This is a genomic window from Curtobacterium sp. 320 (assembly GCF_031455235.1).
Taxonomy (GTDB): Bacteria; Actinomycetota; Actinomycetes; order Actinomycetales; family Microbacteriaceae; genus Curtobacterium.
This window is the reverse complement of the sequence record NZ_JAVDSI010000004.1, coordinates 182926-206843: the sequence shown is the minus strand read 5'-3', so window position 1 is coordinate 206843 and position 23918 is coordinate 182926. Positions and strand designations below refer to the sequence as shown.

Here is a 23918-nt window from a genome sequence, read left to right as displayed (position 1 = left end):
TCCCAGGGTGCGCTCGGCTCGGTCATGGGAACCGTCCCGTACCCTTTCCCGGTGACCGTCGAAACCGTCCTGCTCTTCGTCCTCGGCGTGGTCGTCTTCATCATCGGCCTGCTGGTCTCGATCGGACTCCACGAGCTGGGGCACCTGTCCTTCGCGAAGTTGTTCAACGTCAAGGTGACCCAGTACTCGCTGGGCTTCGGCAAGGCGATCTGGTCGTTCAGGCGGGGCGAGACCGAGTACGGCATCCGCCCGATCCTGCTCGGCGGCTACATCTCGATGGTCGGCATGCTCAAGCCGCGGGCGTCCGGGCGACCGAGTGCGATCACGAACACGGGCATGTACGGCGCCTTCGTGCAGGACGCCCGGCAGGCGAGCGCCGAGCAGATCGCGGACTCCGGCGGCGACGACTCGCGTGCGTTCTACCGGTTGACCCCGTGGAAGCGGATCATCGTGATGGTCGCTGGTCCGGCCATGAACCTCGTGATCGGCATCGTGCTGTTCGGCGTGCTGCTCGTCGGGTTCGGTGCGCCGACGACCACGTTCACGTCGAGCGTCGACTGCGTGCTGCCGACGAGCCAGGCGACGACGTGCACCTCCGGGGACGCCGTCTCGCCGGCGAAGCAGGCCGGCATCCGGTCGGGCGACGTCGTGCTCTCGGTCGACGGGAAGCAGGACCCGACGATCGCCCAGGTCTCCGAGGTCTTCCAGCGGTCCGCCGGCGAGGACGTCACCGTCGTGGTGTCTCGCGACGGCGCCGAGAAGACGCTGCACATCACGCCGACGACCGCCACGCGGGACGTCTACACCGCCGACGGCACGGTCGCGAAGAACGACGACGGCAGCACGAAGACACAGCAGGTCGGCGTCGTCGGCGTGAGCATCGGCCAGTCGCTCGTGCGGCAGTCGCCGGCCGCGGTGCTGCCGGCCACCGGGGCGCAGATCTCGGCGTCGGCGCACCTCATCATCGACCTGCCGCAGCGGCTGGTCGCGGTGTGGAACGCGGCGTTCGGCTCGCAGGCGCGGTCCCAGGACAGCCCGGTGTCGGTCGTCGGCGTCGGCCGCGCGATCGGCGAGGTCTCGTCGATGAGCGGCGTGCCGGTGGTCGACAAGGCGTACACGATCCTCGGACTGCTCGCCTCGCTGAACATCGGCCTGTTCGTCCTGAACATGGTGCCGCTCCTGCCGCTGGACGGCGGTCACATCGCCGGCGCCCTGTGGGAGGCCGTGAAGCGCCGCTCCTTCAAGCTGGTCGGCAAGGCGGACCCCGGGCCGATCGACCTCGCGAAGACGATGCCGCTGACGATGGTCGTCGTGGTCCTGCTCGCGGGCATGAGCGCACTGCTCATCTACGCCGACATCGTGCGCCCCGTGAACCTGTTCGGGTAGCGACGAGGTCTCGGCCGCGCACTACGCTTTCGCACATGAGCACAGCTCCGGAAGTCCGCACGGTCGAGCGGCAGGGCACCGACGTCATCGCCGAGTCCGACCGGAAGGGACGTCCGAGGGACCTCTTCTGGCCGTGGTTCGCGGCGAACATCTCGGTGCTCGGCCTGTCGTACGGCTCGTTCGTCCTCGGGTTCGGCATCTCCTTCTGGCAGGCCACGATCGTCTCCGTCATCGGGGTCGCGTTCTCGTTCCTGCTGTGCGGGATCGTCGCCATCGCCGGCAAACGGGGCTCGGCACCGACGATGGTGCTCGGCCGCGCGGCGTTCGGCGTCCGGGGGAACCGGCTGCCGGCGTTCCTCAGCTGGATCCTCACCGTCGGGTGGGAGACCGCGCTCGCGTCGGCGGCGGTCCTGGCCACCTCGACGGTGTTCCGGGAGCTCGGGTGGGACGGCGGTGTCCTGACGAAGCTCGTCGCACTCGTGGTCGTCGCCGCACTCGTGGTCGGTGCGGGCATCGCCGGGTTCGACGTGATCATGCGACTGCAGACGGGGATCACGGTCATCACCGCGGTGCTGACGATCGTCTACGTGGTGCTCGCGCTGCCCTCGATCGACCTCGGTGCGATCGCCGCACTGCCGGCCGGGAGCGCCCAGAACGTCGTCGGCGCCCTCGTGCTCGTGATGACCGGGTTCGGCCTCGGTTGGGTGAACGCCGCCGCGGACTACTCGCGCTACCTGCCGCGGTCGGCCTCGACCCGCGGGGTCGTCTGGTGGACCACGTTCGGCGGGGCGCTCGCGCCGATCGTGCTCGTCGTGCTCGGCGTCCTGCTCGCCGGCTCGTCGAAGGACCTCAACACGGCGATCGCCGCCGACCCGATCGGTGCGCTGACGACCGTGCTGCCGGTGTGGTTCCTCATCCCGTTCGCCCTCGTCGCGGTGCTCGGGCTCGTCGGCGGTGCGGTGCTCGACATCTACAGCTCCGGACTGGCCCTGCTGAGCGCCGGCATCCGCATCCCGAGGCCCGTCGCGGCCGGGGTCGACGGCGTGTTCATGGTGGCGGGCGCCGTCTACGTGGTGTTCTTCGCCGACTCGTTCATCAAGCCGTTCCAGGCGTTCCTCGTGACGCTCGGCGTGCCGATCGCCGCCTGGTGCGGGATCTTCGTCGCCGACGTCGTGATCCGCCGGGCTCCGTACGCCGAGCGGGAGCTCGAGGACCGCCGTGGCCGGTACGGCGACGTGCGCTGGCTCGCCGTCGGCCTCGTCGTCGTGGGGACCGCGCTCGGCTGGGGCCTGGTGACGAACACGTACGGCGTGCCGTCCTGGCTCAACTGGCAGGGGTACCTGCTCGAGCCGTTCGGCCTCGGCGGGCGCACCGGCGCCTGGGCGTACGCGAACCTCGGCGTGCTCGTGGCGCTCGTCGTCGGGTTCCTCGGCACCCTGCTGTTCGCCCGCGGCTCCGTCCGCCGGCAGGAGCAGGCATGAGCGCGGTCGAGGCGGCCGTCGCCGGGGTACCGGACGACGCGTGGCTCGTCGTCATCGACATGCAGGAGGTCTTCACCGGCGAGAGCCCCTGGGCCACCGGGCGCTTCGACCACGCCGCCGCCGGGATCGAGCGGCTGCTCCCGCGCTTCACCGGGCGCACGGTCTTCACCCGCTTCGTCGCCCCGGAGCACCCGCAGGGCGCCTGGGTGCCCTACTACCGCGACTGGCCGTTCGCGCTCGTGCCGGACACCGACCCTCTCTGGGACCTGACCGAGCCGTTCGCGACCGCCGCCGCGGACCGACGCGACCCCGTCGTCACCGAGACGAGCTTCGGCAAGTGGGGAACGCGCCTCCAGGCCGTCACCGGTGAGCACCCGCACCTCGTCCTGGTCGGGGTGTCCACCGACTGCTGCGTCCTGTCGACCGCGCTGGCGGCCGCGGACGCCGGTGCGACGGTGACCGTCGTGGCGGACGCGTGCGCCGGGGCGAGCGACGAGGACCACGAGCGCGCCCTCGCGGCGATGCGGCTCTACGCGCCGCTGATCACCGTCGTCTGAGCATCACGCGTGCGCGGGGCTGGGCGTCACCGGGAGCGCGTAGAGTGCACCTCGTGCCTGCAGTGAACCTCGGTCTGCCGAAAGTCCCCGAAACCCTGAGCCCGCGCCGCAAGTCCCGGCAGATCCGGGTCGGCAAGGTGCTCGTGGGCGGCGATGCGCCGGTGTCCGTCCAGTCGATGACCACGACGCCGACGACGAACATCAACGCGACGCTCCAGCAGATCGCCGAGCTCACGGCGTCCGGCTGCGACATCGTCCGCGTGGCGGTTCCGAGCCAGGACGACGCCGACGCGCTGCCGATCATCGCGAAGAAGTCGCAGATCCCGGTCATCGCCGACATCCACTTCCAGCCGAAGTACGTCTTCCAGGCCATCGACGCCGGGTGCGCCGCAGTCCGCGTGAACCCGGGCAACATCCGGAAGTTCGACGACCAGGTCGGCGCCATCGCCAAGGCCGCGAAGGACGCCGGCGTCTCGCTCCGCATCGGCGTCAACGCCGGTTCCCTCGAACCGAGCCTGCTGCAGAAGTACGGCAAGGCCACGCCCGAGGCGCTCGTCGAGTCCGCCGTGTGGGAAGCCTCCCTGTTCGAGGAGCACGACTTCCACGACTTCAAGATCTCGGTCAAGCACAACGACCCGATCGTCATGGTGAAGGCCTACCGGCAGCTCGCCGCGGCGGGGGACTGGCCGCTGCACCTCGGCGTGACCGAGGCCGGCCCGGAGTTCCAGGGCACCATCAAGAGCGCCACGGCGTTCGGCATCCTGCTGGCCGAGGGCATCGGCGACACCATCCGCGTGTCCCTCTCCGCCCCGCCCGCGCAGGAGGTCAAGGTCGGCCTGCAGATCCTGCAGTCGCTCAACCTCCGCGAGCGCAAGCTCGAGATCGTCTCGTGCCCCAGCTGCGGCCGGGCCCAGGTCGACGTCTACCAGCTGGCGAACGACGTGACGAAGGGGCTCGAGGGCATGACCGTGCCGCTCCGCGTCGCCGTCATGGGCTGTGTCGTGAACGGCCCGGGCGAAGCGCGTGAGGCCGACCTCGGCGTCGCGTCCGGCAACGGCAAGGGGCAGATCTTCGTCAAGGGCGAGGTCATCAAGACGGTTCCCGAGGCCGAGATCGTCGAGACCCTCATCACCGAGGCGAACCGTCTCGCCGACGAGATGGGGCCCGCGGCCGGCACCGGCAAGCCGCTCGTCGTCACGTCGTAGAGCTGGTGCGGGGCCCCGGCGGCGGCGCACTCACTCCCACGCGCCGCTAGGCTTGCCCCGTGGTCACACGGCTTTCGCATCTGTTCCTCCGTACGCTCCGCGACGACCCCTCCGACGCCGAGGTGACGAGCGCGAAGCTGCTCGTCCGCGCCGGGTACGTCCGTCGCCAGGCCCCGGGCATCTTCGCGTGGCTGCCGCTCGGCCTGAAGGTCCGTGCGCGCATCGAGGCGATCATCCGCGACGAGATGGTCGCCGCCGGCGCGCAGGAGGTCCTCCTCCCGGCGCTCCTGCCGCGCGAGCCGTACGAGGCGACGGACCGCTGGACCGAGTACGGCGACGGCATGTTCCGCCTGCAGGACCGCAAGGGCGCCGACTACCTGCTCGCGCCCACGCACGAGGAGATGTTCGCGCTCCTGGTGAAGGACCTGTACGGCTCGTACAAGGACCTCCCCGTCACGCTGTTCCAGATCCAGGACAAGTACCGCGACGAGGCACGCCCCCGCGCCGGACTCCTGCGCGGCCGCGAGTTCACCATGAAGGACGCGTACTCGTTCGACCTCACCGACGAGGGCCTCGAGCGCAGCTACCAGGTCATGCGCGACGCCTACGAGAAGATCTTCGCCCGACTCGGCCTCGAGTACGTCATCGTCGAGGCGGACGCCGGCGCGATGGGCGGCTCGAAGTCCGAGGAGTTCCTGCACCCGATCAGCGTCGGCGAGGACACCTTCGTCCGCAGTGCCGGTGGCTACGCGGCCAACGTCGAGGCCTACGTCACCCCGGTGCCGGACGCCCTGCCGATCGAAGGACAGCCCGACCCCGTGCTCCTGCCCGCGTCGGACACCCCGACGATCGAGACGCTCGTGGCGCACGCGAACGAGATCGCACCGCGCGACGGCGCCCCCTGGACGGCCGCCGACACGCTGAAGAACGTCGTGCTCGCCCTGACGCACCTCGACGGCACGCGCGAGATCGTCGTCGTCGGTCTCCCCGGTGACCGCGACGTCGACCTGAAGCGCGCCGAAGTGGCCTTCGCCCCGGCCGAGGTCGAGCCCGCCGGTGACGACGACTTCCGCAAGCACACGGGCCTGGTCAAGGGCTACATCGGCCCGCAGGTCCTCGGTGCCGAGAGCACGACGGGCATCCGCTACTTCGTCGACCCCCGCGTGGTCGACGGCACCGCGTGGATCACGGGCGCGAACGAGCGCGGCGTGCACGTCTCCGGCCTCGTCGCCGGTCGTGACTTCGTGGCCGACGGCGTCGCCGAGGTGTCCGACGTCCGCGCCGGCGACCCGGCCCCCGACGGCTCCGGCCCGCTCGAGACCGCGCGCGGCATGGAGATCGGCCACGTCTTCCAGCTCGGCCGCAAGTACGCCGAGGCGCTCGGCCTCAAGGTGCAGGACGAGAACGGCAAGCTCGCCACGGTCACGATGGGCTCGTACGGCATCGGCGTGACGCGCATCCTCGCGATCCTCGCCGAGGCGCACAACGACGAGAAGGGCCTCGCCTGGCCGAAGAACGTCGCACCGTTCGACGTGCACGTCGTCGCGACCGGCAAGGACGAGGTCGCCTACGACCTGGCCACGTCGATCGTCGCCGAGCTCGAGGGCGAGCGGTTCGAGGTCCTCTACGACGACCGTCCGAAGGTCTCGCCCGGCGTGAAGCTGCGCGACGCCGAGCTCCTCGGCATGCCGATCGTCGTCGTCGCCGGTCGCGGCGCCGCCGACGGCGTCGTCGAGCTGTGGAACCGGGCGAGCGGCGAACGCCGCGACGTGCCGGTCGCCGAGCTGCTCGAGGCGGTCCGCGCGATCTAGCGGGTCACGTCCCCGACGTGACGACACGACGGACGGGAGGCGCGGTGCCAGCTGGCACCGTCCCTCCCGTCTCGGCCGTCACCCCGCTGGCGCGGTGCGCCGGTACCGGCGGGTGGGGCCCACCTCCCGTCCGTCGTCCGGCCGGGTCCGTGACCCGCAGTGCGGTAGTCTGGTCGCCGACTTCCGCGCGGTTCCATCCGCGGGAGCGACTCATCTGAATACGGAGGCCCTCGGTGAAGATCGATCTCGCAGTCCTGCGACTCATGGAGCGTGAGCGGGAGATCCCGTTCGACGAACTCGTCCAGATCATCGAACAGGCCATCCTGACGGCGTACCAGAAGCACCGCACCGAGAACGAGGAGCCCGTCGACGCGGACGTCCGCGTCGAGCTCGACCGCAAGTCGGGCGAGGTCTCGGTCTACGTGCCCGAGCGCGACGACGAGGGCACCGTGATCGGCGAGGCCGTCGACCAGCCCAGCGACTTCGGCCGCATCGCCGCGTTCGCCGCCAAGCAGGTCATCAACCAGCGCCTGCGCGACATCGGCGACGACAAGATCCTCGGTGAGTTCCGCGGCAAGGAAGGCGACATCGTCGCGGGCATCGTCCAGCAGGGCCCGAACCCGAAGATGGTGCACGTCGACCTCGGCACGGTCGAGGCGATCCTGCCGCCGGAGGAGCAGGTGCCCGGCGAGGACTACAAGCACGGTGCACGGCTGCGCGTCTACGTGACGAGCGTCGGCCGTGGCATGAAGGGTCCGCAGATCACCGTCTCGCGCACCCACCCCGGCCTGGTCCGCAAGCTGTTCGCCCTCGAGGTCCCGGAGATCGCGTCCGGCGTCGTGGAGATCACCTCCCTCGCGCGCGAGGCCGGCCACCGCACGAAGATCGCGGTCAAGGCGAACGAGCCCGGTGTGAACGCGAAGGGTGCGTGCATCGGCGAGCTCGGTGCCCGCGTCCGTGCCGTGACGACCGAGCTCGGCGCCGAGAAGATCGACATCGTCGACTACTCGTCCGACCTGGCGTCGTTCGTCGCCAGCGCTCTGTCGCCGGCCAAGGTGACGAGCGCCTTCGTGCTCGACGCCTCGACGAAGGCCGTCCGCGCCCTCGTGCCGGACTACCAGCTGTCGCTCGCGATCGGCAAGGAAGGGCAGAACGCCCGCCTCGCCGCGAAGCTCACGGGCGCACGGATCGACATCCAGCCGGACTCGATCCTGGACGGCGAGGACTGACGGTTTCGCTCGTGGCACGTCCGGTCCGGGCGTGCCGGATCGCGGTCGTCGAGAGGGAGGAGTAAGGTGGTTCCCGTCAGAACATGCATCGGCAGTCGCCGTCGTGCTCCCCGGTCCTCCCTCCTCCGTGTCGTCGCCCTGCGCGACGGTCGTGTCGTGGCGGACCCGAAGGCAGTCATGCCGGGGCGGGGAGCGTGGCTCACCCCGACCGTCGAAGCACATGATCAGGCCGTCAAGCGCAAGGCGTACCGCCGGGCGCTCCGGCTCGATCATGAACCGGACACGTCCGCGGTGCGTGACTACCTCGAAGCGCTCCGGCGCCCCGAACCACAGGCACGCGACCAGGACATGACAGAACAGGCTGAACGGCTTATGGACAACTGATGAGCGGCTCGAAATGAGACCCGTCATCCATTGAGTCCTGCCCCTTGCACGGGGTGGGACCCGTGAAGGAGAACAGTGGCAAAACCACGCGTACACGAGATCGCATCCGAACTCGGTGTCGACAGCAAGACCGCAATGGAGAAGCTCAAGGAACTCGGCGAGTTCGTCAAGGGCCCGAGCTCCAGTGTCGAACCCCCCGTCGCGCGCAAGCTCCGTGCTGCGCTGCAGGCTGACGGCGCCTCGGCGTCGAAGCCCGCTGCGGCACAGACCCCGAGCGCGCCGGCCAAGACCGCGGCGCCGAAGTCGGGCGCACCGAAGCCCGGCGGCCCCCGCCCGGGTCCGGCCCGTCCGGCACCCACCCCCGAGCCCGAGCCCGAGGTGCAGGCGCCCGCCGCCGACGTGCCGACGCCGGCCGCCCCGAAGTCCGTCGCCCAGCGACAGGCCGAGGCCGAGGCTGCCCGCAAGGCCGCCGCTGCCGAGAAGGCCGCTGCCGAGAAGTCCGGCGACGCCGGCCCCGACGCAGCAGCCGAGCCGAAGGACGACGCCGTCAAGCCCGGCGGCGCTCCGAAGCCCGGTGCCGCAGCCGGCCCCAAGCCGGGTGGCCCGAAGCCGGGCGCACGCCCCGGCAACAACCCCTACGCGTCGAGCCAGGGCATGGGCTCGCGCCCGCCGCGTCCGGGCAACAACCCGTACTCCTCCAACCAGGGCATGGGCCAGCGCCCCGCCGCCGGCGCTGGTGGCGGCAACGGCATCCCGCGTCCGGCCCCGCCGCGTCCGGGTGCTCCCCGTCCGGGCGCTCCGCGTCCCGGTGGTCCCGGCCAGGCAGGCCGTCCGAACGGCTTCGGGCAGCGCCCGGGCCAGGGTGGCGGCGGTCGTGGCGGCCCCGGTGGTCGTCCGGGCGGTGCCGGTGGTGCCGGTGGCGGCTTCCCGCGTCCGGCCTTCAGCGGCCCGCGTCCCGCCGGTGGCGGTGGCCGCGGTCGTGGCCCCGGCGGCGGTACCGCTGGTGCGTTCGGTCGTGGTGGCGGCAAGAGCCGTGCCCGCAAGTCGAAGCGGACGAAGCGCGCCGAGTACGAGATGCGGCAGGCGCCGTCGCTCGGCGGTGTGCAGGTCCCTCGTGGCGACGGCAACACGGTCGTCCGTCTGCGTCGCGGTGCGAGCATCTCGGACTTCGCGGACAAGATCGACGCGAGCCCCGGCAACCTGGTGACGGTGCTGTTCCACCTCGGTGAGATGGCGACCGCGACCGAGTCGCTGGACGAGGCCACGTTCGAGGTCCTCGGCGAGGAACTGGGCTACAAGATCCAGATCGTCTCGCCGGAAGACGAGGACAAGGAGCTCCTCGAGGGCTTCGACATCGACCTCGAAGCCGAGCTGGACGACGAGGACGACTCGGTGCTGCAGCAGCGGCCCCCGGTGGTCACCGTCATGGGTCACGTCGACCACGGCAAGACCCGCCTGCTCGACGCGATCCGCAACTCGAAGGTCGTCGAGGGCGAAGCCGGTGGCATCACCCAGCACATCGGTGCGTACCAGATCGTCACCGAGCACGAGGGCATCGAGCGCCCGATCACCTTCATCGACACCCCGGGTCACGAGGCCTTCACGGCCATGCGTGCCCGTGGTGCCCAGGTGACGGACATCGCGATCCTCGTGGTCGCGGCGGACGACGGCATCATGCCCCAGACGATCGAGGCACTGAACCACGCGCAGTCGGCCGGTGTGCCGATCGTGGTCGCGGTGAACAAGATCGACAAGGAAGGCGCGAACCCGGCCAAGGTCCGCCAGCAGCTCACCGAGTACAACCTGGTGGCTGAGGAGTACGGCGGCGACGTCATGTTCGTCGACGTGTCGGCTCGTCAGAACATCGGTATCCAGGACCTCCTGGACGCCGTGCTGCTCACTGCCGACGCCGGTCTCGACCTGCGTGCGAACCCCGACAAGGACGCCCGCGGTGTGGCGATCGAAGCACGCCTCGACAAGGGCCGTGGTTCGGTTGCGACCGTGCTCATCCAGTCCGGCACACTGCACGTCGGCGACGCCATCGTGGCGGGGACGGCCTACGGCCGCGTCCGTGCGATGACGGACGAGAACGGCGTGGCGGTCAAGGCTGCGACGCCGAGCCGTCCGGTCCAGGTGCAGGGTCTGTCCTCGGTGCCCCGCGCCGGTGACACGTTCCTCGTGACCGAAGAGGACCGCACGGCACGTCAGATCGCCGAGAAGCGTGAAGCCGCCGAGCGCAACGCCCAGCTGGCCAAGGCCCGCAAGCGCATCTCGCTCGAGGACTTCACCCGTGCACTCGAAGAGGGCAAGGTCGACTCGCTCAACCTCATCATCAAGGGTGACGTCTCCGGTGCCGTCGAGGCACTCGAGCAGTCGCTCCTGGACATCGAGGTCGACGACAGCGTCCAGCTCCGGATCCTGCACCGCGGCGTCGGTGCGATCACGGAGTCGGACATCGACCTGGCCACGATCGACAACGCGATCGTCGTCGGCTTCAACGTCCGCCCGGACGTCAAGGCCCGCGAGCGTGCAGCGCGCGAAGGCATCGACGTGCGCTTCTACTCGGTCATCTACAACGCACTCGAGGACATCGAGCAGTCCCTCAAGGGCATGCTCAAGCCCGAGTACGAAGAGGTCCAGTCGGGTGTCGCCGAGATCCGCGAGGTGTTCCGTTCCTCGAAGTTCGGCAACATCGCGGGTGTCATCGTCCGCTCCGGCACGATCACGCGCAACGCCAAGGCGCGCGTCATCCGCGAAGGCGTGGTGCTCGCCGATGGTCTGGCCATCGAGTCGCTGCGTCGCTTCAAGGACGACGTGACCGAGGTCCGCACGGACTTCGAAGCCGGTATCGGTCTGGGCAAGTTCAACGACATCCAGATCGGCGACGAGATCGAGACCACCGAGCTCGTCGAGAAGCCGCGCGACTGATCGCGTGACTACCCTGGGCCCCGGCTTCCTTCACGGGAGGTCGGGGCCCAGCCCCGTTCCAGAGCAAGACATCTCCACAGGAGGCACCCATGGCCGATCCGCAGCGCGCACGCAAGATGGCGGACCGCATCAAGGAAGTCGTCGCACGCCGACTCGACAAGGGCCTTCGCGACCCGCGACTCGGGTTCGTGACGATCACCGACGTCCGTGTGACCGGTGACCTGCAGCACGCGTCGATCTTCTACACCGTGTACGGCACCGACGAGGAGCGTGCCGACTCCGCCGCGGCGCTCAAGGCCGCGACCGGGATGCTCCGGTCCGAGGTCGGCAAGAACATCACCGCTCGTCTGACCCCGTCGCTCGAGTTCATCGCCGACGCCCTGCCGGAGACCTCGGCGCACATGGAGGACCTGCTCGTGCAGGCCCAGGTGCGCGACGAGCAGGTCCGTGCAGCCGCGGCCGGCGCGACCTACGCCGGCGACGCCGACCCGTACAAGCACGACGAGGACGAGGACGAGGACGAGGACGAGGACGACGCCGACGCGGCGCGCGCGTGACCCGTCCGATCAGCCCTCGGGCAACCGGTAGCCGCTCGCGTCGTCCCCGACGGCCAGTCCGTCGCGCAGGAGCGACGCGAGCGCCCGGTCCCGCTGCTCGGCGTCGGGCCACACCGGTTCGATCTCGTCGCGCGTGACGGGGACGTCACTCGCGCGGAGCTCCGCCATGATGAGCCCGCGCACCTGCCGGTCGCTGCCGGCGAACTTCGCCTGCTTCGGTGCGCGTGGGCCCTCGTGCTCCGGGTAGCCAGCGGCCCGCCACGCACAGCGGTCGGCGATCGGGCACGCGTCGCACGCGGGGGAGCGGGCGACGCAGACGAGCGCACCGAGCTCCATCACCGCGGCGTTCGTCGCTGCGGCGTCGTCACGGTCGTCCGGCAGCACCGACTCCATCAGCGGGAGGTCCTGCTTCGCCCTCGCTGGGCCCGGTTCGCCCTGGCCGAGCAGGGCGCGGGTGAGGACGCGCCGGACGTTCACGTCGACGACGGGGTGCCGGTCGCCGTACGCGAACACGGCGACCGCCCGGGCCGTGTAGTCCCCGATCCCGGGGAGCGCGAGCAGCGCGTCCACGTCCCGGGGCACCACGTTGTCGTGCTGCTCGGCGATCGCCGTCGCGGCCGCGTGCAGCGCGAGCGCCCGTCTCGGGTAGCCGAGCCGGTCCCAGGCACGCACCGCGTCCGCCGGGGGTGAGGCCGCGAGGTCCGCAGGCGTCGGCCAGCGGGTGAGCCATGCCTCCAGGCGGGGCACGACGCGCGAGACCTGGGTCTGCTGCAGCATGATCTCGCTGACCAGCGTGCCCCACGCGGGGAACCCGGGGCGCCGCCACGGCAGGTCGCGCGCCTCGGCGCGGAACCACGCGATGAGCGGCGTCGCGATGTCCGTTCCTCGGGTCGCGTCCTGTGGACGGGTCGGGTTGTCCACATTCGGACTGGAGGCACGACTCGCGTTCACCACGACAGCCTACGGTGGGTGCATGGCACGTTGGGCACCCCAGGAGACCGACACCATGGCCGCGATCGCGGCCGAGGTGATCGCACAGGTCGGCACGAACCGGACGGTCGTCGGCATCGACGGACAGGACGGCGTCGACCTCGAACGCGTGGCCTCCGGGCTCGTCGACGGCTTCCAGCAGCACGGGGTGTCCGCGATGGCCGCCGCCGCACCGTCGAGCGACGTCGACGCGTTGCGGGCCGACCTCGTCGCGCCGTTCCGGTCCACCGGCGAGGGCCCCGGCATCCTCGTGGTGCACGGACACGGGGTGCTGGCGCACGGTGCCCACCGACTCTGGCGCTGGTCGCTGTGGGTGGAGCAGGAGTCCGGGCGCCTCGAACGCCGCGCGGACGTCAAGATCGCTGCGTCCGCGGTGCTGGACGTCACCGACCCCGAGCACCCGCGTCGCGAGTGGAACGACGCCTGCTGAGTCGCCGGAGCGCTGGTAATCTCCTCTGGTGCTCGAAACCGCGCCCGACGGCATCCTCCTCGTCGACAAGCCGCAGGGGATCTCCAGCCACCGGGTCGTCTCCATCGCCCGACGTCGGCTCGGCCTGAAGAAGGTCGGCCACGCCGGCACGCTCGACCCGATGGCGACCGGCCTGCTCCTGCTCGGGATCGGCCCGTCGACCCGGCTCCTGACGCACCTCGTCGGGCTCGGCAAGACCTACACCGCCACGATCCGTCTCGGGGTCTCGACCGACTCGGACGACGCCGACGGGACCCCCACCGCAGCCGTGGGCACGTCCTCGGCGGACGTGTCCGAGGCGGCCGTCGAGCGGGCCGTCGCCGAGCAGCGCGGACAGATCTCGCAGGTGCCGTCGACCGTCAGCGCCATCAAGGTCGGCGGCCGCCGCGCCTACGACCTCGCGCGCAAGGGTGAAGCGGTCGTCCTGCAGTCCCGGACCGTGACGGTGTCGCGGTTCGACGTCACCGGCCGGGGCGACCGCGTCGTCTCCGTCGACGGCGAGGACGTGGCCGTGATCGACCTCGACGTCGTCGTGTCGTGCTCGTCCGGCACCTACGTGCGTGCGCTGGCCCGTGACGTCGGCGCCGCACTCGGCACCGGCGCCCACCTCACCGCGCTCCGCCGCACCGAGGTCGGCCCCTTCAGCGTCGACGACGCGATCGACCTCGAGGACGAGTCCGTCGACGTCCGGGCCGCACTCGCCCGACCGGTCGACGTCGCCCGCACCCTGTTCCCGTCCGTGCCGCTCGACCCGGCCGCGGCGAAGGACCTCGCCGACGGCAAGCGCGTCGCGGCGGACCACCCGGACACCGACGGCCCGGTCGCGGCCGTCGCCACCGAGGGGGACCGGCTCGTCGGGCTCGTATCGGTGCGACGCGGACTGCTGCGCGTCATCACCAACTTCCCGACGGCACCGGGGGTGGGCGCGTGATCGAGTGGTTCATGTGGGTGCAGCTCGTCATCGCCGTGCTCGCCGGGCTCTTCGCGGTCGTCGTGGGGTTCATCGGTTGGAAGCCGAACGACTACACGGTCGGGTCGCTCGCGCTCATCGAGCTGCTGCTCCTCGCACAGGGTGTGATCTCCCTCGTCCTGCCGGCCACGGGCAGCCCGCCGGTCGGCAACGCGCTCGAGTTCGGCGTGTACGCGGTCTCGGTGCTCCTCGTCCCGCCGGCGACCATCGTCTGGGCGCTCATCGACCGGACGAAGTGGAGCACGGTGGTCCTCGGGGCCGGTGCGTTCACGGTCGCGGTGATGGTCTACCGGATGTACCAGATCTGGTTCGCCCTGAACTGACCCGCTCGCGTGCCCTCGGCGACTGCGCGTTCGTCGTGGTGCGTCATCGTGGCCGCCCGCCGTCGGTAGAATCGGTGCAATGGCGACCAGATCCTCCCTCGCGACCGGCATCGGCCGCGTCCTCATCGCCGTCTACGGCATCCTCGCGCTGGCAGCGACGGGACGCAGCGTCGTGCAGATCATCGAGAAGTTCTCGTTCGCACCGTTCGCGTACACCCTCAGCGCCGTCGCCGCGGTCGTGTACATCGTCGCGATGATCGCCCTCATCGTGCCGGGTCGGTTCTGGTACCGCGTGGCCTGCGTCACGATCATCTTCGAGATGACCGGCGTGCTCGTGATCGGCACGCTGTCGCTCTTCGACCGGCAGCTGTTCCCCGACGACACCATCTGGTCGTACTACGGCATGGGCTACGCCTTCGCGCCGCTGGTGCTGCCGGTGGCCGGACTCTGGTGGCTCCGCAAGCACCACCGCACCGCCACCGCGACCGAGACGACCCCGTCCGCCGTACCGGCCGGCGAGTAGGGACCGACGTGCAGTACTACGACGACACCGCCGACGTGGCGCAGGGCTTCGGGCCGAGTGCGGTCACCATCGGGAAGTTCGACGGGGTCCACGTCGGGCACCGTGCGGTCATCGCGCACCTCGAGCGTGCGGCGCGCGAGCACGGCCTCGTGTCCACGGTCGTGACGTTCGACCGCCACCCGCTCGACGTGATCGACCCCGACAAGGTGCCGCCCGCCCTGACGAGCATCGCCCAGCGGCGCGAGCTGCTCGACGACGTCGGGGTCGACGCCACCCTGCTGCTCCGGTTCGACCACGAGCTCCAGTCGAAGGCGCCAGAGGCCTTCGTGTCCGAGATCCTCGTCGACACCCTGCACGCCCAGCTCGTGTTCGTCGGCAGCGACTTCCGGTTCGGGGCGAAGGGCGCCGGCGACGTCGCCCTCCTGCGCGAGCTGGGGGAGCAGCACGGCTTCACCGTCGAGCTCATCGACGACGTCGACCTGGTCGACGACGTCCGGCCGGACGGCGAGCGACGGGTGTCCTCGACGTGGATCCGCGAGCTCCTCGGGGACGGCCGCGTCGCCGAGGCCGCGCGCCTGCTCGGCCGGGAACACGCGGTACGGAGCGTCGTCGTGCACGGGAACGAGCGCGGTCGGGCGATGGGCTACCCGACGGCGAACCTCGACCCGGCGTCCGAGGGCTTCGTCCCCGCCGACGGCGTCTACGCCGCACGGGTCCTGCACGACGGCACGGTGTACCCGGCTGCCGTCTCCGTCGGCAACAACCCGACGTTCGAGGGCGTGCCGGCGAAGCAGATCGAGGCGCACCTGCTCGACGTGGACATCGACCTGTACGGCGACACGATCTCGGTGCTGTTCGTCTCGTACGTGCGGGGCATGGTGAAGTTCGACTCGATGGACGAGCTCGCCGAGCAGATGCGGCAGGACGACCGCGACATCCGGACGCTGCTGGGGCTCCCCGCCGTCGTCTGACCAGGTACCTACGACGAAGCCCCCGCGACCGAACGGTCGCGGGGGCTTCGTCGTAGGGGGCGGATCAGCCGCCGAGGGCGTCGAGCCAGATCTTGCGGGCGTCGAGCGCTTCCTGCGCGTCCTTGATCTTGCGGGCGTCGCCCGAGGCCTGGGCATCGGCGAGCTCCGCTTCGAGCTTGCCGATCGCGTCCTCGAGCTGGCTCGCGAGACCGGTCTGACGGGCCTTGCGCTCCGGGTCGGACGCCTTCCAGTGCTCGTCCTCGAGGCTGCGCACGTGGTCCTCGACCGCGCGGAGACGGTCTTCGATGCGCCGGACGTCACCGCGGGGGACCTTGCCGATCTCGTCCCACCGGCGCTGGATGCCCGTCAGGGTCTTGCGGGCGGCAGCCCGGTCGGTGACCTTCAGGAGCGGCTCGGCCTCGGTCAGGAGCGCCTGCTTCGCTTCGAGGTTGGCCGAGTACTCGACGTTCTCGGCGGCGGCTTCGGCGTGGCGCTGCTCGAACAGCACGTCACCCGCGGCCTTGAAGCGCGCCCAGAGTGCGTCGTCGTGCCGCTTGCCGGCTCGCCCCGCGCCCTTCCAGTCGTCGAGCAGTTCGCGGTACGCCGGGATCGCGTCGGACCCGCGGGGAGCGAGCGCCTCGGCCTGCTGGACGAGCTCCTGCTTGCGGTTGCGGGCGTCGCGGTGCTGCGCGTCGAGCTCGGAGTAGAACGCGCGACGGTGCTGGTCGACGGTCGAGCGGGCCGCGCGGAAACGCTTCCAGAGCTCGTTCGCCTCGTTCTTGGGGATGCGCGGGCCGTCGTGCTGGTGCTGCTGCCACCGCGCGAAGACGTCGTCGAGCTGCGCGGTGATCTGCTTCCACTGTGCCCGTGCCGGGTCGACCGCGGCGAGGGCCTCGGCTTCTTCCACCAGGGCGGTGCGGTGCGCCAGGGCGTCCGCGAGGGCCTGCTGTGCCTGCTCCGCCTGCTCCTTCGTCAGGGAGCCGAGCTGCTCGGTCAGGGCGGCGACGCGGGTCTCGAGCGACTTGAGGTCGCCGACGACCCGGGCCTCGGCCACGAGGGCCTGCAGGTGCTCCACCGTGCGGGCGACGTCGTTCGCCGAGGCACCACGCTGGACACGCTGCTCGGCGATCTTCACCTGCCCCTCGAGGTCGGCGTACTTCCGCGCGAAGTAGGCGAGGGCTTCGTCGGGTGTCGCGTCCGGGTACTCACCGACGGCTTTCTCGGTGTCCTCGTACCGGACGTACACCGTCCCGGTCTCGTCGACCCGCCCCCAGGTCGTTGCTTCGTCAGGTCCCACAGGTCTCGCCTCGATCGTGGTCGTGCATCACCGACGTCGCCGTCGGCACGGTCAGGTCGTCAGCCTATTGCACGGAGAGCATCTGCGACCCGCCGGGTCGGCGCTCCTGTGGACTACTTCTCCTGCTCGATCGTCGCGCCGGTGATCTTCGTCGCCACCTTCGGCTCGCCGGTGCCGTCGCTGCCGGGGGAGGAGATGCCCTTCGACGTGATCTTCGACTCGAGTTCGTCGAGGCCGCTGGTGACCTTCCCGACGACGGTGTAGCCGCCGGTGGAGCCGTCCAACGTGGTGTCGCCGTAGACGATGAAGAACTGAGTCGTCTGCGAGTACGCCGACGAACTGCGGGCGATCGCGATGGTGCCCTTGGTGTACTTGCCGTCGCTCGGGACGTTCTCGAGCGGACCGTACTGGAACCCGGCGTCACCCGTGCCGTCGCCGTTCGCGGAGCCGCACTGCAGGAACTCGAACCCGGTGCTGTCGGCGAGTCGATGGCAGGTGGTGCCGTTGTAGAACTGCTCCTGGATGAGCTTGATCTCGACGCTCGCGGCCTGGGGTGCCTTCTCGCCGTCCAGCTCGATGCCGAGCTTCACGTCCTTGTTCAGGGTGAGCGATCCGGTCCAGGTGGAGTCCTTCGCGATGGACTTGCTCGGGACGTCGCCCGTGTTCGCGGCGGTGGCACTCGCGGACGGGGTCGGTGTCGCGGTCGCGGAGGCACTCGCGCTCGCGTCCGCCCCGCCACCCTGCGACCCGGCGAAGGCGAGCTGCGAACCGGTCGCCAACGCCGCGACGAGGACGAGGACACCGGCGCCGACGACGTTGTCCCGCACCCGGCGGCGCCGCTGCCGTTCGTGCAGGCCCTGCCGTGCCGTGTAGAGGCGGAGGCGCTCGCGCGCCTCCCGGTTGTCACGCGCCTGGTTCTTCGGTGCCACGGTGCTGGTCGTACCTCTCGTCGAGTGTGCGACGAGCGTACTGTAAACGGCCCTGTCGGAGGCCTGGAGGCACGCCCCTGTCGGTGGGTCGGCCTACGATTGGTCACATGGCAGCGGACCGTTCGGGCATGCGTGCGCCCACCACCGGCGGTCGCGCCGGGCTGGCGCAGGGGTCCGTCCCGCTCGCGGTGCGGATGCGGCCGACCAGCCTCGACGAGGTCGCCGGCCAGCAGCACCTGCTCGGCCGCGGCAGTCCCCTCGTGCAGCTCGCGACGGGCACGCGCGAGAACCCCGGCGGCGTCTCGGTGATCCTCTGGGGACCGCCCGGCACCGGCAAGACGACGCTGGCGCAGGCGATCGCGCGGCAGTCCGGTCGCGAGTTCGTCGAGCTGTCGGCCGTGACCGCCGGCGTGAAGGACGTGCGCGAGGTCATGGAGAAGGCGCTCACGCACCGCGACCTCTACGGATCGACCACGGTCCTCTTCCTCGACGAGATCCACCGCTTCAGCAAGGCCCAGCAGGACGCCCTGCTGCCCGGCGTCGAGAACGGTTGGGTCATCCTCATCGCGGCGACGACCGAGAACCCGTCGTTCTCGGTCATCTCGCCGCTGCTGTCCCGCTCCCTGCTGCTCACGCTCAAGCCCCTCACCGACGAGGACCTCGGCATGCTCGTCGACCGCGCGGTCGAGGACCCGCGGGGTCTCGGCGGATCGGTCGTCCTCGGCGACGAGGCCCGCAGCGCCATCGTGCGGCTGTCCTCCGGCGATGCCCGTCGGGCACTCACCGCGCTCGAGGCCGCGGCGTCCTCGGCCGTCGCGGCGCAGGCCGACGACGACGCGGACGGGACCCTCGACGGCGTCGACACGGTCCCGGTCGTCGACGCCGACACCGTCGCCGCAGCGGTCGATCGGGCACTGCTCCGCTACGACCGCCAGGGCGACGAGCACTACGACGTCATCAGCGCGTTCATCAAGTCGGTCCGGGGGAGCGACGTCGACGCCGCACTCCACTACCTGGCGCGCATGATCGAGGCGGGCGAGGACCCGCGGTTCATCGCCCGTCGCATCATCATCTCGGCGTCCGAGGACATCGGCATGGCCGATCCCCAGGCCCTGCCCATCGCGGTCGCGGCCGCACAGGCCGTCCAGCTCATCGGCATGCCCGAGGGCCGGATCCCCCTGGCCGAGGCGGTCGTCTACCTGGCGACCGCGCCGAAGTCGAACGCCGCCTACAACGGGGTGAACGCCGCGATCGCCGACGTCAAGGCCGGGCGGCTCGGGGTCGTGCCGATGCACCTCCGCGACGCGCACTACCCCGGCGCGAAGCGGCTCGGCCACGGCAAGGGCTACGTCTACTCGCACGACGCCGAGCACGGTGTCGCCGAGCAGCAGTACCTGCCCGACGCGCTCGAGGGCACCGAGTACTACACCCCGACGGCGAACGGCTTCGAGCGCGAGGTCGGGCCCCGACTCGAGCGACTCCGGAAGATCACCCGCGGCGAGTAGTGGCCGCCCCGAGTTCCTGCTAGCATTGCCGGGCCTACGTCCTGGTCCTCGAGCACGGCTGCGTCGAGGACAGAGTGCCACTCCGGTGGTACGGGGGCAGAGGTTCGGACTGTAGCCGTCCGATCCCACAGGCTCATCCCTCTGGATCCCGTCGTCGGGGCCGATCCCTTCCGTGTGTCTCGTTGCCCACGGTCGGACGGATCCCCTCGAGTCATTCAGTTCAGACAGAGAAAAGGACCCTGTGTCTACCAAGTCACGTACCCGCAGCAAGACCCGCCTCTCGCGCGCGCTCGGCATCCCGCTGACGCCGAAGGCGGCCCGTTACCTCGAGAAGCGCCCCTACGGCCCCGGTGAGCACGGCCGCACCCGCCGTCGTGCGGACAGCGACTACGCCGTCCGCCTCCGTGAGAAGCAGCGTCTGCGCGCCCAGTACGGCATCCGCGAGAAGCAGCTCCGCATCGTCTTCGAAGAGGCCCGCAAGACGAAGGGCCTGACCGGTGAGAACCTGGTCGAGCTCCTCGAGCAGCGCCTCGACGCCCTCGTGCTCCGTGCCGGCTTCGCCCGCACCACCGCGCAGGCCCGTCAGCTGATCGTGCACCGTCACATCCTGGTCGACGGCAAGCTCGTCGACCGTCCGTCCTTCCGCGTGAAGGAGGGGCAGCTCATCCACGTGAAGCAGCGCTCCGAGTCCCTCGAGCCCTTCCAGGTCGCCGCCGCCGGTGGGCACCAGGAAGTCCTGCCGAAGGTCCCGGGCTACCTCGAGGTCGAGATCGACAAGCTCCAGGCCCGCCTGGTCCGTCGCCCGAAGCGTGCCGAGGTCCCCGTGACCTGTGAAGTGCAGCTCGTCGTCGAGTACTACGCAGCTCGCTGATCCACTGATCACACCCGAACGGCGGGTCGTCCTCTCACGAGGGCGGCCCGCCGTTCGGCGTCGGTGGCCGGTGTCGTCGGTAAGATCGTCTGGGCACGCACCGCTCGCGTGCACGAGAGGGAGAGGCACCGTGAAGCAGCTGTTCTTCGTCGCCGTCGGCGTCGTCATCGGGTTCGCCGTCGCGCACAAGGTCGCGAACACTCCCGGTGGCGCGCGGTTCTTCGCCGACGTGAACGCTCGCGCGGAAGCGTTCCGCGGTGCCGTGGCCGAGGGCTACCGCTCTCGCGAGGCCGAGCTCCGCACCGACGTCTGACCGACGACCCCTCCCACGCACACGACCTGAAACCAGGAAGCACCATGCAGACCGCAGAGATCCGCCGCCGTTGGCTCCAGTTCTTCGGTGACCGCGGCCACACCGTCGTCCCGTCCGCCTCGCTCGTCTCGGACGACCCCTCGCTCCTGTTCACGGTCGCCGGCATGGTGCCGTTCATCCCGTACCTGACCGGGCTCGTCCCGGCGCCGTACCCCCGTGCCACGAGTGTCCAGAAGTGCATCCGCACGAACGACATCGAAGAGGTCGGCAAGACCCCGCGGCACGGCACGTTCTTCCAGATGAACGGCAACTTCTCGTTCGGCGACTACTTCAAGGAGCAGGCGATCGAGTACGCCTGGCAGTTCCTGACGACGCCCGAGCCGGACGGTGGGCTCGGCTTCTCGCCCGACGACCTCTGGGTCACCGTGTACGAGGACGACGACGAGGCGATCGCCTTCTGGAAGCAGCACTCCTCGCTCCCCGACGAGCGGATCCAGCGGCTCGGCAAGGACACGAACTACTGGTCGACCGGGCAGCCCGGGCCGGCGGGCCCCTGCTCCGAGATCTTCTTCGACCGCGGTCCGGAGTACGGCATCGACGGCGGTCCGGCGACCGACGACGACCGCTACGTCGAGATCTGGAACCTGGTGTTCATGCAGTACCAGATCGCCGACGTCCGTTCGAAGTACGACTTCGAGATCACGGGCGAGCTGCCGAACAAGAACATCGACACCGGCATGGGGCTCGAGCGCGTCGCCTTCATCAAGCAGGGCGTCGACAACATGTACGAGATCGACCAGGTGCGCCCGGTCCTCGACGAGGCGGCGGCGATCTCCGGTCGTCGGTACGGCGCCGTGCACGAGGACGACGTCCGCATGCGCGTCATCGCGGACCACGTCCGGTCGGCGCTCATGCTCATCGCCGACGGCGTCTCCCCGTCGAACGAGGGCCGCGGCTACATCCTCCGCCGCCTGCTCCGCCGCACCGTGCGCGCGATGCGCCTGCTCGGCGTCGAGGGTGCGACCTTCCCCCGGCTCTTCCCCGCGTCCCGCGACGCCATGCGCGACGCCTACCCCGAGGTCGGCAGCGACTACGACCGCATCGCGCGCATCGCCTACGCGGAAGAGGAGACCTTCCTCCGCACGCTCGCGCAGGGCACGACGATCCTCGACGTCGCGGTCGAGCGTGCGAAGCAGGACGGCGCGCCCGCGATCGGCGGGGACACGGCGTTCCTCCTGCACGACACCTTCGGCTTCCCGATCGACCTCACGATGGAGATGGCCGAGGAAGCCGGCGTCCAGGTCGACCGGTCCGCGTTCGAGACCCTGATGTCCGAGCAGCGGGCGCGGGCGAAGGCGGACGCCAAGAGCAAGAAGACCGCGCTCGCCGACCTCAGCGTCTACAGCGCGTTCCGGGCGCAGGGCGAGACCGTCTTCCTCGGCTACGACGCGCTCGAGGCCGAGACGAACATCCTCGGCATCATCGTGGACGGCGTGAGCGTCGACCGTGCGGTCGCGGGCGACATCGCCGAGGTCATCCTCGGCGAGACCTCCCTCTACGCCGAGTCCGGTGGTCAGGACGCCGACCAGGGCTCGATCGTCGGCAACGGCTTCGACCTCGAGGTGCTCGACGTCCAGCGTCCCGTCGCCGGTCTGTGGAGCCACACGGTCCAGGTGCGCTCGGGCGAGGTCGGTGTCGGTGCGCCGGCGACGACCGTGGTCGACGCCGAGTACCGCCGCGGTGCGACCCAGGCGCACTCCGCGACGCACCTCGTGAACGCCGCACTGCGCGACATCCTCGGCCCGGAGGCGCTCCAGGCCGGCTCGTACAACAAGTCGGGCTACATGCGGCTCGACTTCTCGTGGTCGCAGCCGGTCTCGCTCGAGACCCGTTCCGAGATCGAGGAGGTCGTGAACACCGCGATCCGCTCCGACCTCGAGGTCTCGACGCGCGTGCTCCCGCTCGACGAGGCCAAGTCGCTCGGCGCGCAGGCGCTGTTCGGCGAGAAGTACGGCTCCGAGGTCCGCATGGTCGACATCGGCGGCCCGTGGTCCCGTGAACTCTGCGGTGGCACGCACGTGGCGTCCAGCGCCCAGGTCGGGCTCGTCAACCTCGTGGGGGAGTCGAGCGTCGGTTCGACCAACCGCCGCGTCGAGGCGCTCGTCGGGCTCGAGGGCTTCCGCGACCTCGCCGTCGAGCGCACCATCGTGTCCCAGCTGTCGAGCGCGCTCAAGGCCCCCCGAGAGGACCTGCCGACCCGCGTGCAGTCCCTGATGGAGGACCTCCGGACGGCGCAGAAGCGCGTCGCCGAGTTCGAGTCCGCGAACCTCCAGCAGCGCGTCCCGGCGATCGCACGCCAGGCGACGACGGTGGGCGCGACGACCGTCGTGGCCGAGTCCGTCCAGGGACTCCAGTCCGGTGACGACCTCCGCGCGCTCGCGACCGGTGTCCGCAGCCAGCTCGGCGACGGTGCCGCGGTGGTGGTCCTCGGCGCGGTCATCAACGACAAGCCGGTGGTCATCGTCGCGACGAACGACGCCGCCCGCGCCGCCGGTGTGCAGGCAGGACCGCTCGCGAAGGAAGCCGCCGGCGTCCTCGGTGGTGGTGGCGGCGGCAAGCCGGACCTCGCGCAGGGCGGTGGCACCGACGCGTCCGCGCTCCCGGCAGCCCTCCGCGCGGTCACCGACCGGCTCGCGGCCTGATCGTGGCGATCCGTTCCGGGCGCCGGCTCGGCGTCGACGTCGGCCGCGCCCGGATCGGGGTCGCCGTGTGCGATCGCGATGGGCTCCTCGCGACGCCCGTCGAGACCGTCGCCCGGCACGACGCCACGGACGTCCGGCGGATCCTCGAGATCGCGGAGGAGTACGACGTCCTCGAGATCGTCGTCGGGCTGCCGCTCTCGATGTCGGGCGGGGACACACCGTCCACGGCGGACGCTCGGGAGTTCGCCGGACGCCTGGCGGAACACCGTCCGGTGCGTCTGGTCGACGAACGACTCTCGACCGTGACGGCCCAGCGCGGCCTGCACCAGGCCGGCAAGAACACGAAGAAGTCCCGCGCCGTGATCGACCAAGCGGCCGCTGTTATCATTCTGCAACACGCGCTCGACCACGAGCGTGCGGCCAGTGCCCCACCCGGGGCCACGCTCCCCTGAAACTGCGGACCACCGCAGTGCTCGCCTGAACGCGGCTGCCACACCGTCGCCCAGCACCCCGAGCC

General features: G+C 70.6%; 22 protein-coding genes. 19 read left to right on the top strand and 3 right to left on the bottom strand.

Going from position 1 to position 23918, the window contains the following annotated elements; genetic code table 11:
• Positions 1 to 51 precede the first annotated feature (51 nt).
• From J2X60_RS07795 to rbfA, 9 genes are all read left to right on the top strand, one after another.
• A complete protein-coding gene (locus J2X60_RS07795) occupies positions 52 to 1386 on the top strand; it encodes a site-2 protease family protein (RefSeq protein ID WP_309887004.1) in 1335 nt (444 codons plus the stop codon).
• Between the two features lie 35 nt (positions 1387 to 1421).
• Entirely contained in the window at positions 1422 to 2867 is a 1446-nt protein-coding gene (locus J2X60_RS07790) for a cytosine permease (RefSeq protein WP_309887003.1), read from the top strand.
• Positions 2864 to 3424, top strand: a complete 561-nt coding sequence (locus J2X60_RS07785) for a cysteine hydrolase (RefSeq protein WP_309887002.1) — start codon at positions 2864 to 2866, stop codon at positions 3422 to 3424. Before J2X60_RS07790 ends, J2X60_RS07785 begins: the two co-directional genes overlap by 4 nt.
• A gap of 74 nt (positions 3425 to 3498) precedes the next feature.
• Positions 3499 to 4629, top strand: coding sequence for a flavodoxin-dependent (E)-4-hydroxy-3-methylbut-2-enyl-diphosphate synthase (ispG, locus tag J2X60_RS07780; RefSeq protein ID WP_070419067.1), 1131 nt, complete (start codon positions 3499 to 3501; stop codon positions 4627 to 4629).
• A gap of 59 nt (positions 4630 to 4688) precedes the next feature.
• The gene (locus tag J2X60_RS07775; protein WP_309887001.1) at positions 4689 to 6440 is read left to right on the top strand and encodes a proline--tRNA ligase; all 1752 of its coding nucleotides are present in this window, start codon (positions 4689 to 4691) and stop codon (positions 6438 to 6440) included.
• A gap of 233 nt (positions 6441 to 6673) precedes the next feature.
• Positions 6674 to 7669, top strand: coding sequence for a transcription termination factor NusA (gene nusA, locus J2X60_RS07770; RefSeq protein WP_070416270.1), 996 nt, complete (start codon positions 6674 to 6676; stop codon positions 7667 to 7669).
• Positions 7670 to 7735: 66 nt separating this feature from the next.
• Positions 7736 to 8053: a YlxR family protein gene (locus J2X60_RS07765; RefSeq protein ID WP_309887000.1), complete on the top strand. Its 318-nt coding sequence runs from the start codon at positions 7736 to 7738 to the stop codon at positions 8051 to 8053.
• Positions 8054 to 8128: 75 nt separating this feature from the next.
• A complete protein-coding gene (gene infB, locus J2X60_RS07760) occupies positions 8129 to 10981 on the top strand; it encodes a translation initiation factor IF-2 (RefSeq protein ID WP_071296258.1) in 2853 nt (950 codons plus the stop codon).
• A gap of 89 nt (positions 10982 to 11070) precedes the next feature.
• Positions 11071 to 11538, top strand: coding sequence for a 30S ribosome-binding factor RbfA (rbfA, locus tag J2X60_RS07755; RefSeq protein WP_071296259.1), 468 nt, complete (start codon positions 11071 to 11073; stop codon positions 11536 to 11538).
• 9 nt (positions 11539 to 11547) lie between these two features.
• Here rbfA and J2X60_RS07750 read toward each other — a convergent pair whose 3' ends face one another.
• On the bottom strand, positions 11548 to 12459 hold the full coding sequence (locus J2X60_RS07750) for an A/G-specific adenine glycosylase (protein WP_309886999.1): 912 nt from the start codon (positions 12457 to 12459) through the stop codon (positions 11548 to 11550).
• A gap of 52 nt (positions 12460 to 12511) precedes the next feature.
• Here J2X60_RS07750 and J2X60_RS07745 point away from each other — a divergent pair, with 52 nt between their 5' ends.
• The 5 genes from J2X60_RS07745 to J2X60_RS07725 all read left to right on the top strand — a co-directional run bounded on the left by J2X60_RS07745 (position 12512) and on the right by J2X60_RS07725 (position 15784).
• Positions 12512 to 12958 carry a hypothetical protein gene (locus J2X60_RS07745; protein WP_092386977.1) on the top strand — a complete coding sequence of 149 codons (447 nt, stop codon included), beginning with the start codon at positions 12512 to 12514 and terminating at the stop codon, positions 12956 to 12958.
• Positions 12959 to 12986: 28 nt separating this feature from the next.
• A complete protein-coding gene (truB, locus tag J2X60_RS07740; protein ID WP_309886998.1) occupies positions 12987 to 13928 on the top strand; it encodes a tRNA pseudouridine(55) synthase TruB in 942 nt (313 codons plus the stop codon).
• Positions 13925 to 14290, top strand: a complete 366-nt coding sequence (locus J2X60_RS07735; protein WP_070416264.1) for a hypothetical protein — start codon at positions 13925 to 13927, stop codon at positions 14288 to 14290. The genes truB and J2X60_RS07735 overlap by 4 nt, the downstream gene beginning before the upstream one ends.
• A gap of 79 nt (positions 14291 to 14369) precedes the next feature.
• A complete protein-coding gene (locus J2X60_RS07730) occupies positions 14370 to 14813 on the top strand; it encodes a hypothetical protein (protein ID WP_309886997.1) in 444 nt (147 codons plus the stop codon).
• A gap of 8 nt (positions 14814 to 14821) precedes the next feature.
• A complete protein-coding gene (locus J2X60_RS07725) occupies positions 14822 to 15784 on the top strand; it encodes a bifunctional riboflavin kinase/FAD synthetase (RefSeq protein ID WP_070416262.1) in 963 nt (320 codons plus the stop codon).
• A gap of 64 nt (positions 15785 to 15848) precedes the next feature.
• Here J2X60_RS07725 and J2X60_RS07720 read toward each other — a convergent pair whose 3' ends face one another.
• Both J2X60_RS07720 and J2X60_RS07715 read right to left on the bottom strand, forming a co-directional pair.
• The gene (locus J2X60_RS07720; RefSeq protein WP_309779683.1) at positions 15849 to 17081 is read right to left on the bottom strand and encodes a DUF349 domain-containing protein; all 1233 of its coding nucleotides are present in this window, start codon (positions 17079 to 17081) and stop codon (positions 15849 to 15851) included.
• 113 nt (positions 17082 to 17194) lie between these two features.
• Positions 17195 to 18010 (bottom strand): peptidylprolyl isomerase, encoded by an 816-nt coding sequence (locus J2X60_RS07715; RefSeq protein ID WP_309779682.1) that lies wholly within the window; start codon positions 18008 to 18010, stop codon positions 17195 to 17197.
• 128 nt (positions 18011 to 18138) lie between these two features.
• On the opposite strand from J2X60_RS07715, the gene J2X60_RS07710 reads away from it, so the two are divergent.
• From J2X60_RS07710 to ruvX, 5 genes are all read left to right on the top strand, one after another.
• Positions 18139 to 19515: a replication-associated recombination protein A gene (locus J2X60_RS07710; RefSeq protein WP_031261054.1), complete on the top strand. Its 1377-nt coding sequence runs from the start codon at positions 18139 to 18141 to the stop codon at positions 19513 to 19515.
• A gap of 241 nt (positions 19516 to 19756) precedes the next feature.
• On the top strand, positions 19757 to 20386 hold the full coding sequence (rpsD, locus tag J2X60_RS07705) for a 30S ribosomal protein S4 (RefSeq protein ID WP_058726527.1): 630 nt from the start codon (positions 19757 to 19759) through the stop codon (positions 20384 to 20386).
• A 130-nt stretch (positions 20387 to 20516) separates the two neighbouring features.
• Positions 20517 to 20699 (top strand): hypothetical protein, encoded by a 183-nt coding sequence (locus J2X60_RS07700; protein ID WP_070416260.1) that lies wholly within the window; start codon positions 20517 to 20519, stop codon positions 20697 to 20699.
• A gap of 44 nt (positions 20700 to 20743) precedes the next feature.
• Positions 20744 to 23401 carry an alanine--tRNA ligase gene (gene alaS / locus J2X60_RS07695; RefSeq protein WP_309886996.1) on the top strand — a complete coding sequence of 886 codons (2658 nt, stop codon included), beginning with the start codon at positions 20744 to 20746 and terminating at the stop codon, positions 23399 to 23401.
• Positions 23401 to 23853: a Holliday junction resolvase RuvX gene (gene ruvX, locus J2X60_RS07690; RefSeq protein WP_092386988.1), complete on the top strand. Its 453-nt coding sequence runs from the start codon at positions 23401 to 23403 to the stop codon at positions 23851 to 23853. Before alaS ends, ruvX begins: the two co-directional genes overlap by 1 nt.
• Positions 23854 to 23918 lie beyond the last annotated feature (65 nt).

Bases quoted from the DNA above. Each gene is read 5' to 3' on its own strand.
- J2X60_RS07790 (WP_309887003.1), top strand. From the start codon at position 1,422: ATGAGCACAGCTCCGGAAGTCCGCACGGTCGAGCGGCAGGGCACCGAC.
- J2X60_RS07785 (WP_309887002.1), top strand. From the start codon at position 2,864: ATGAGCGCGGTCGAGGCGGCCGTCGCCGGGGTACCGGACGACGCGTGG.
- rbfA (WP_071296259.1), top strand. From the start codon at position 11,071: ATGGCCGATCCGCAGCGCGCACGCAAGATGGCGGACCGCATCAAGGAA.
- J2X60_RS07745 (WP_092386977.1), top strand. From the start codon at position 12,512: ATGGCACGTTGGGCACCCCAGGAGACCGACACCATGGCCGCGATCGCG.
- J2X60_RS07730 (WP_309886997.1), top strand. From the start codon at position 14,370: ATGGCGACCAGATCCTCCCTCGCGACCGGCATCGGCCGCGTCCTCATC.
- J2X60_RS07710 (WP_031261054.1), top strand. From the start codon at position 18,139: ATGCGTGCGCCCACCACCGGCGGTCGCGCCGGGCTGGCGCAGGGGTCC.
- alaS (WP_309886996.1), top strand. From the start codon at position 20,744: ATGCAGACCGCAGAGATCCGCCGCCGTTGGCTCCAGTTCTTCGGTGAC.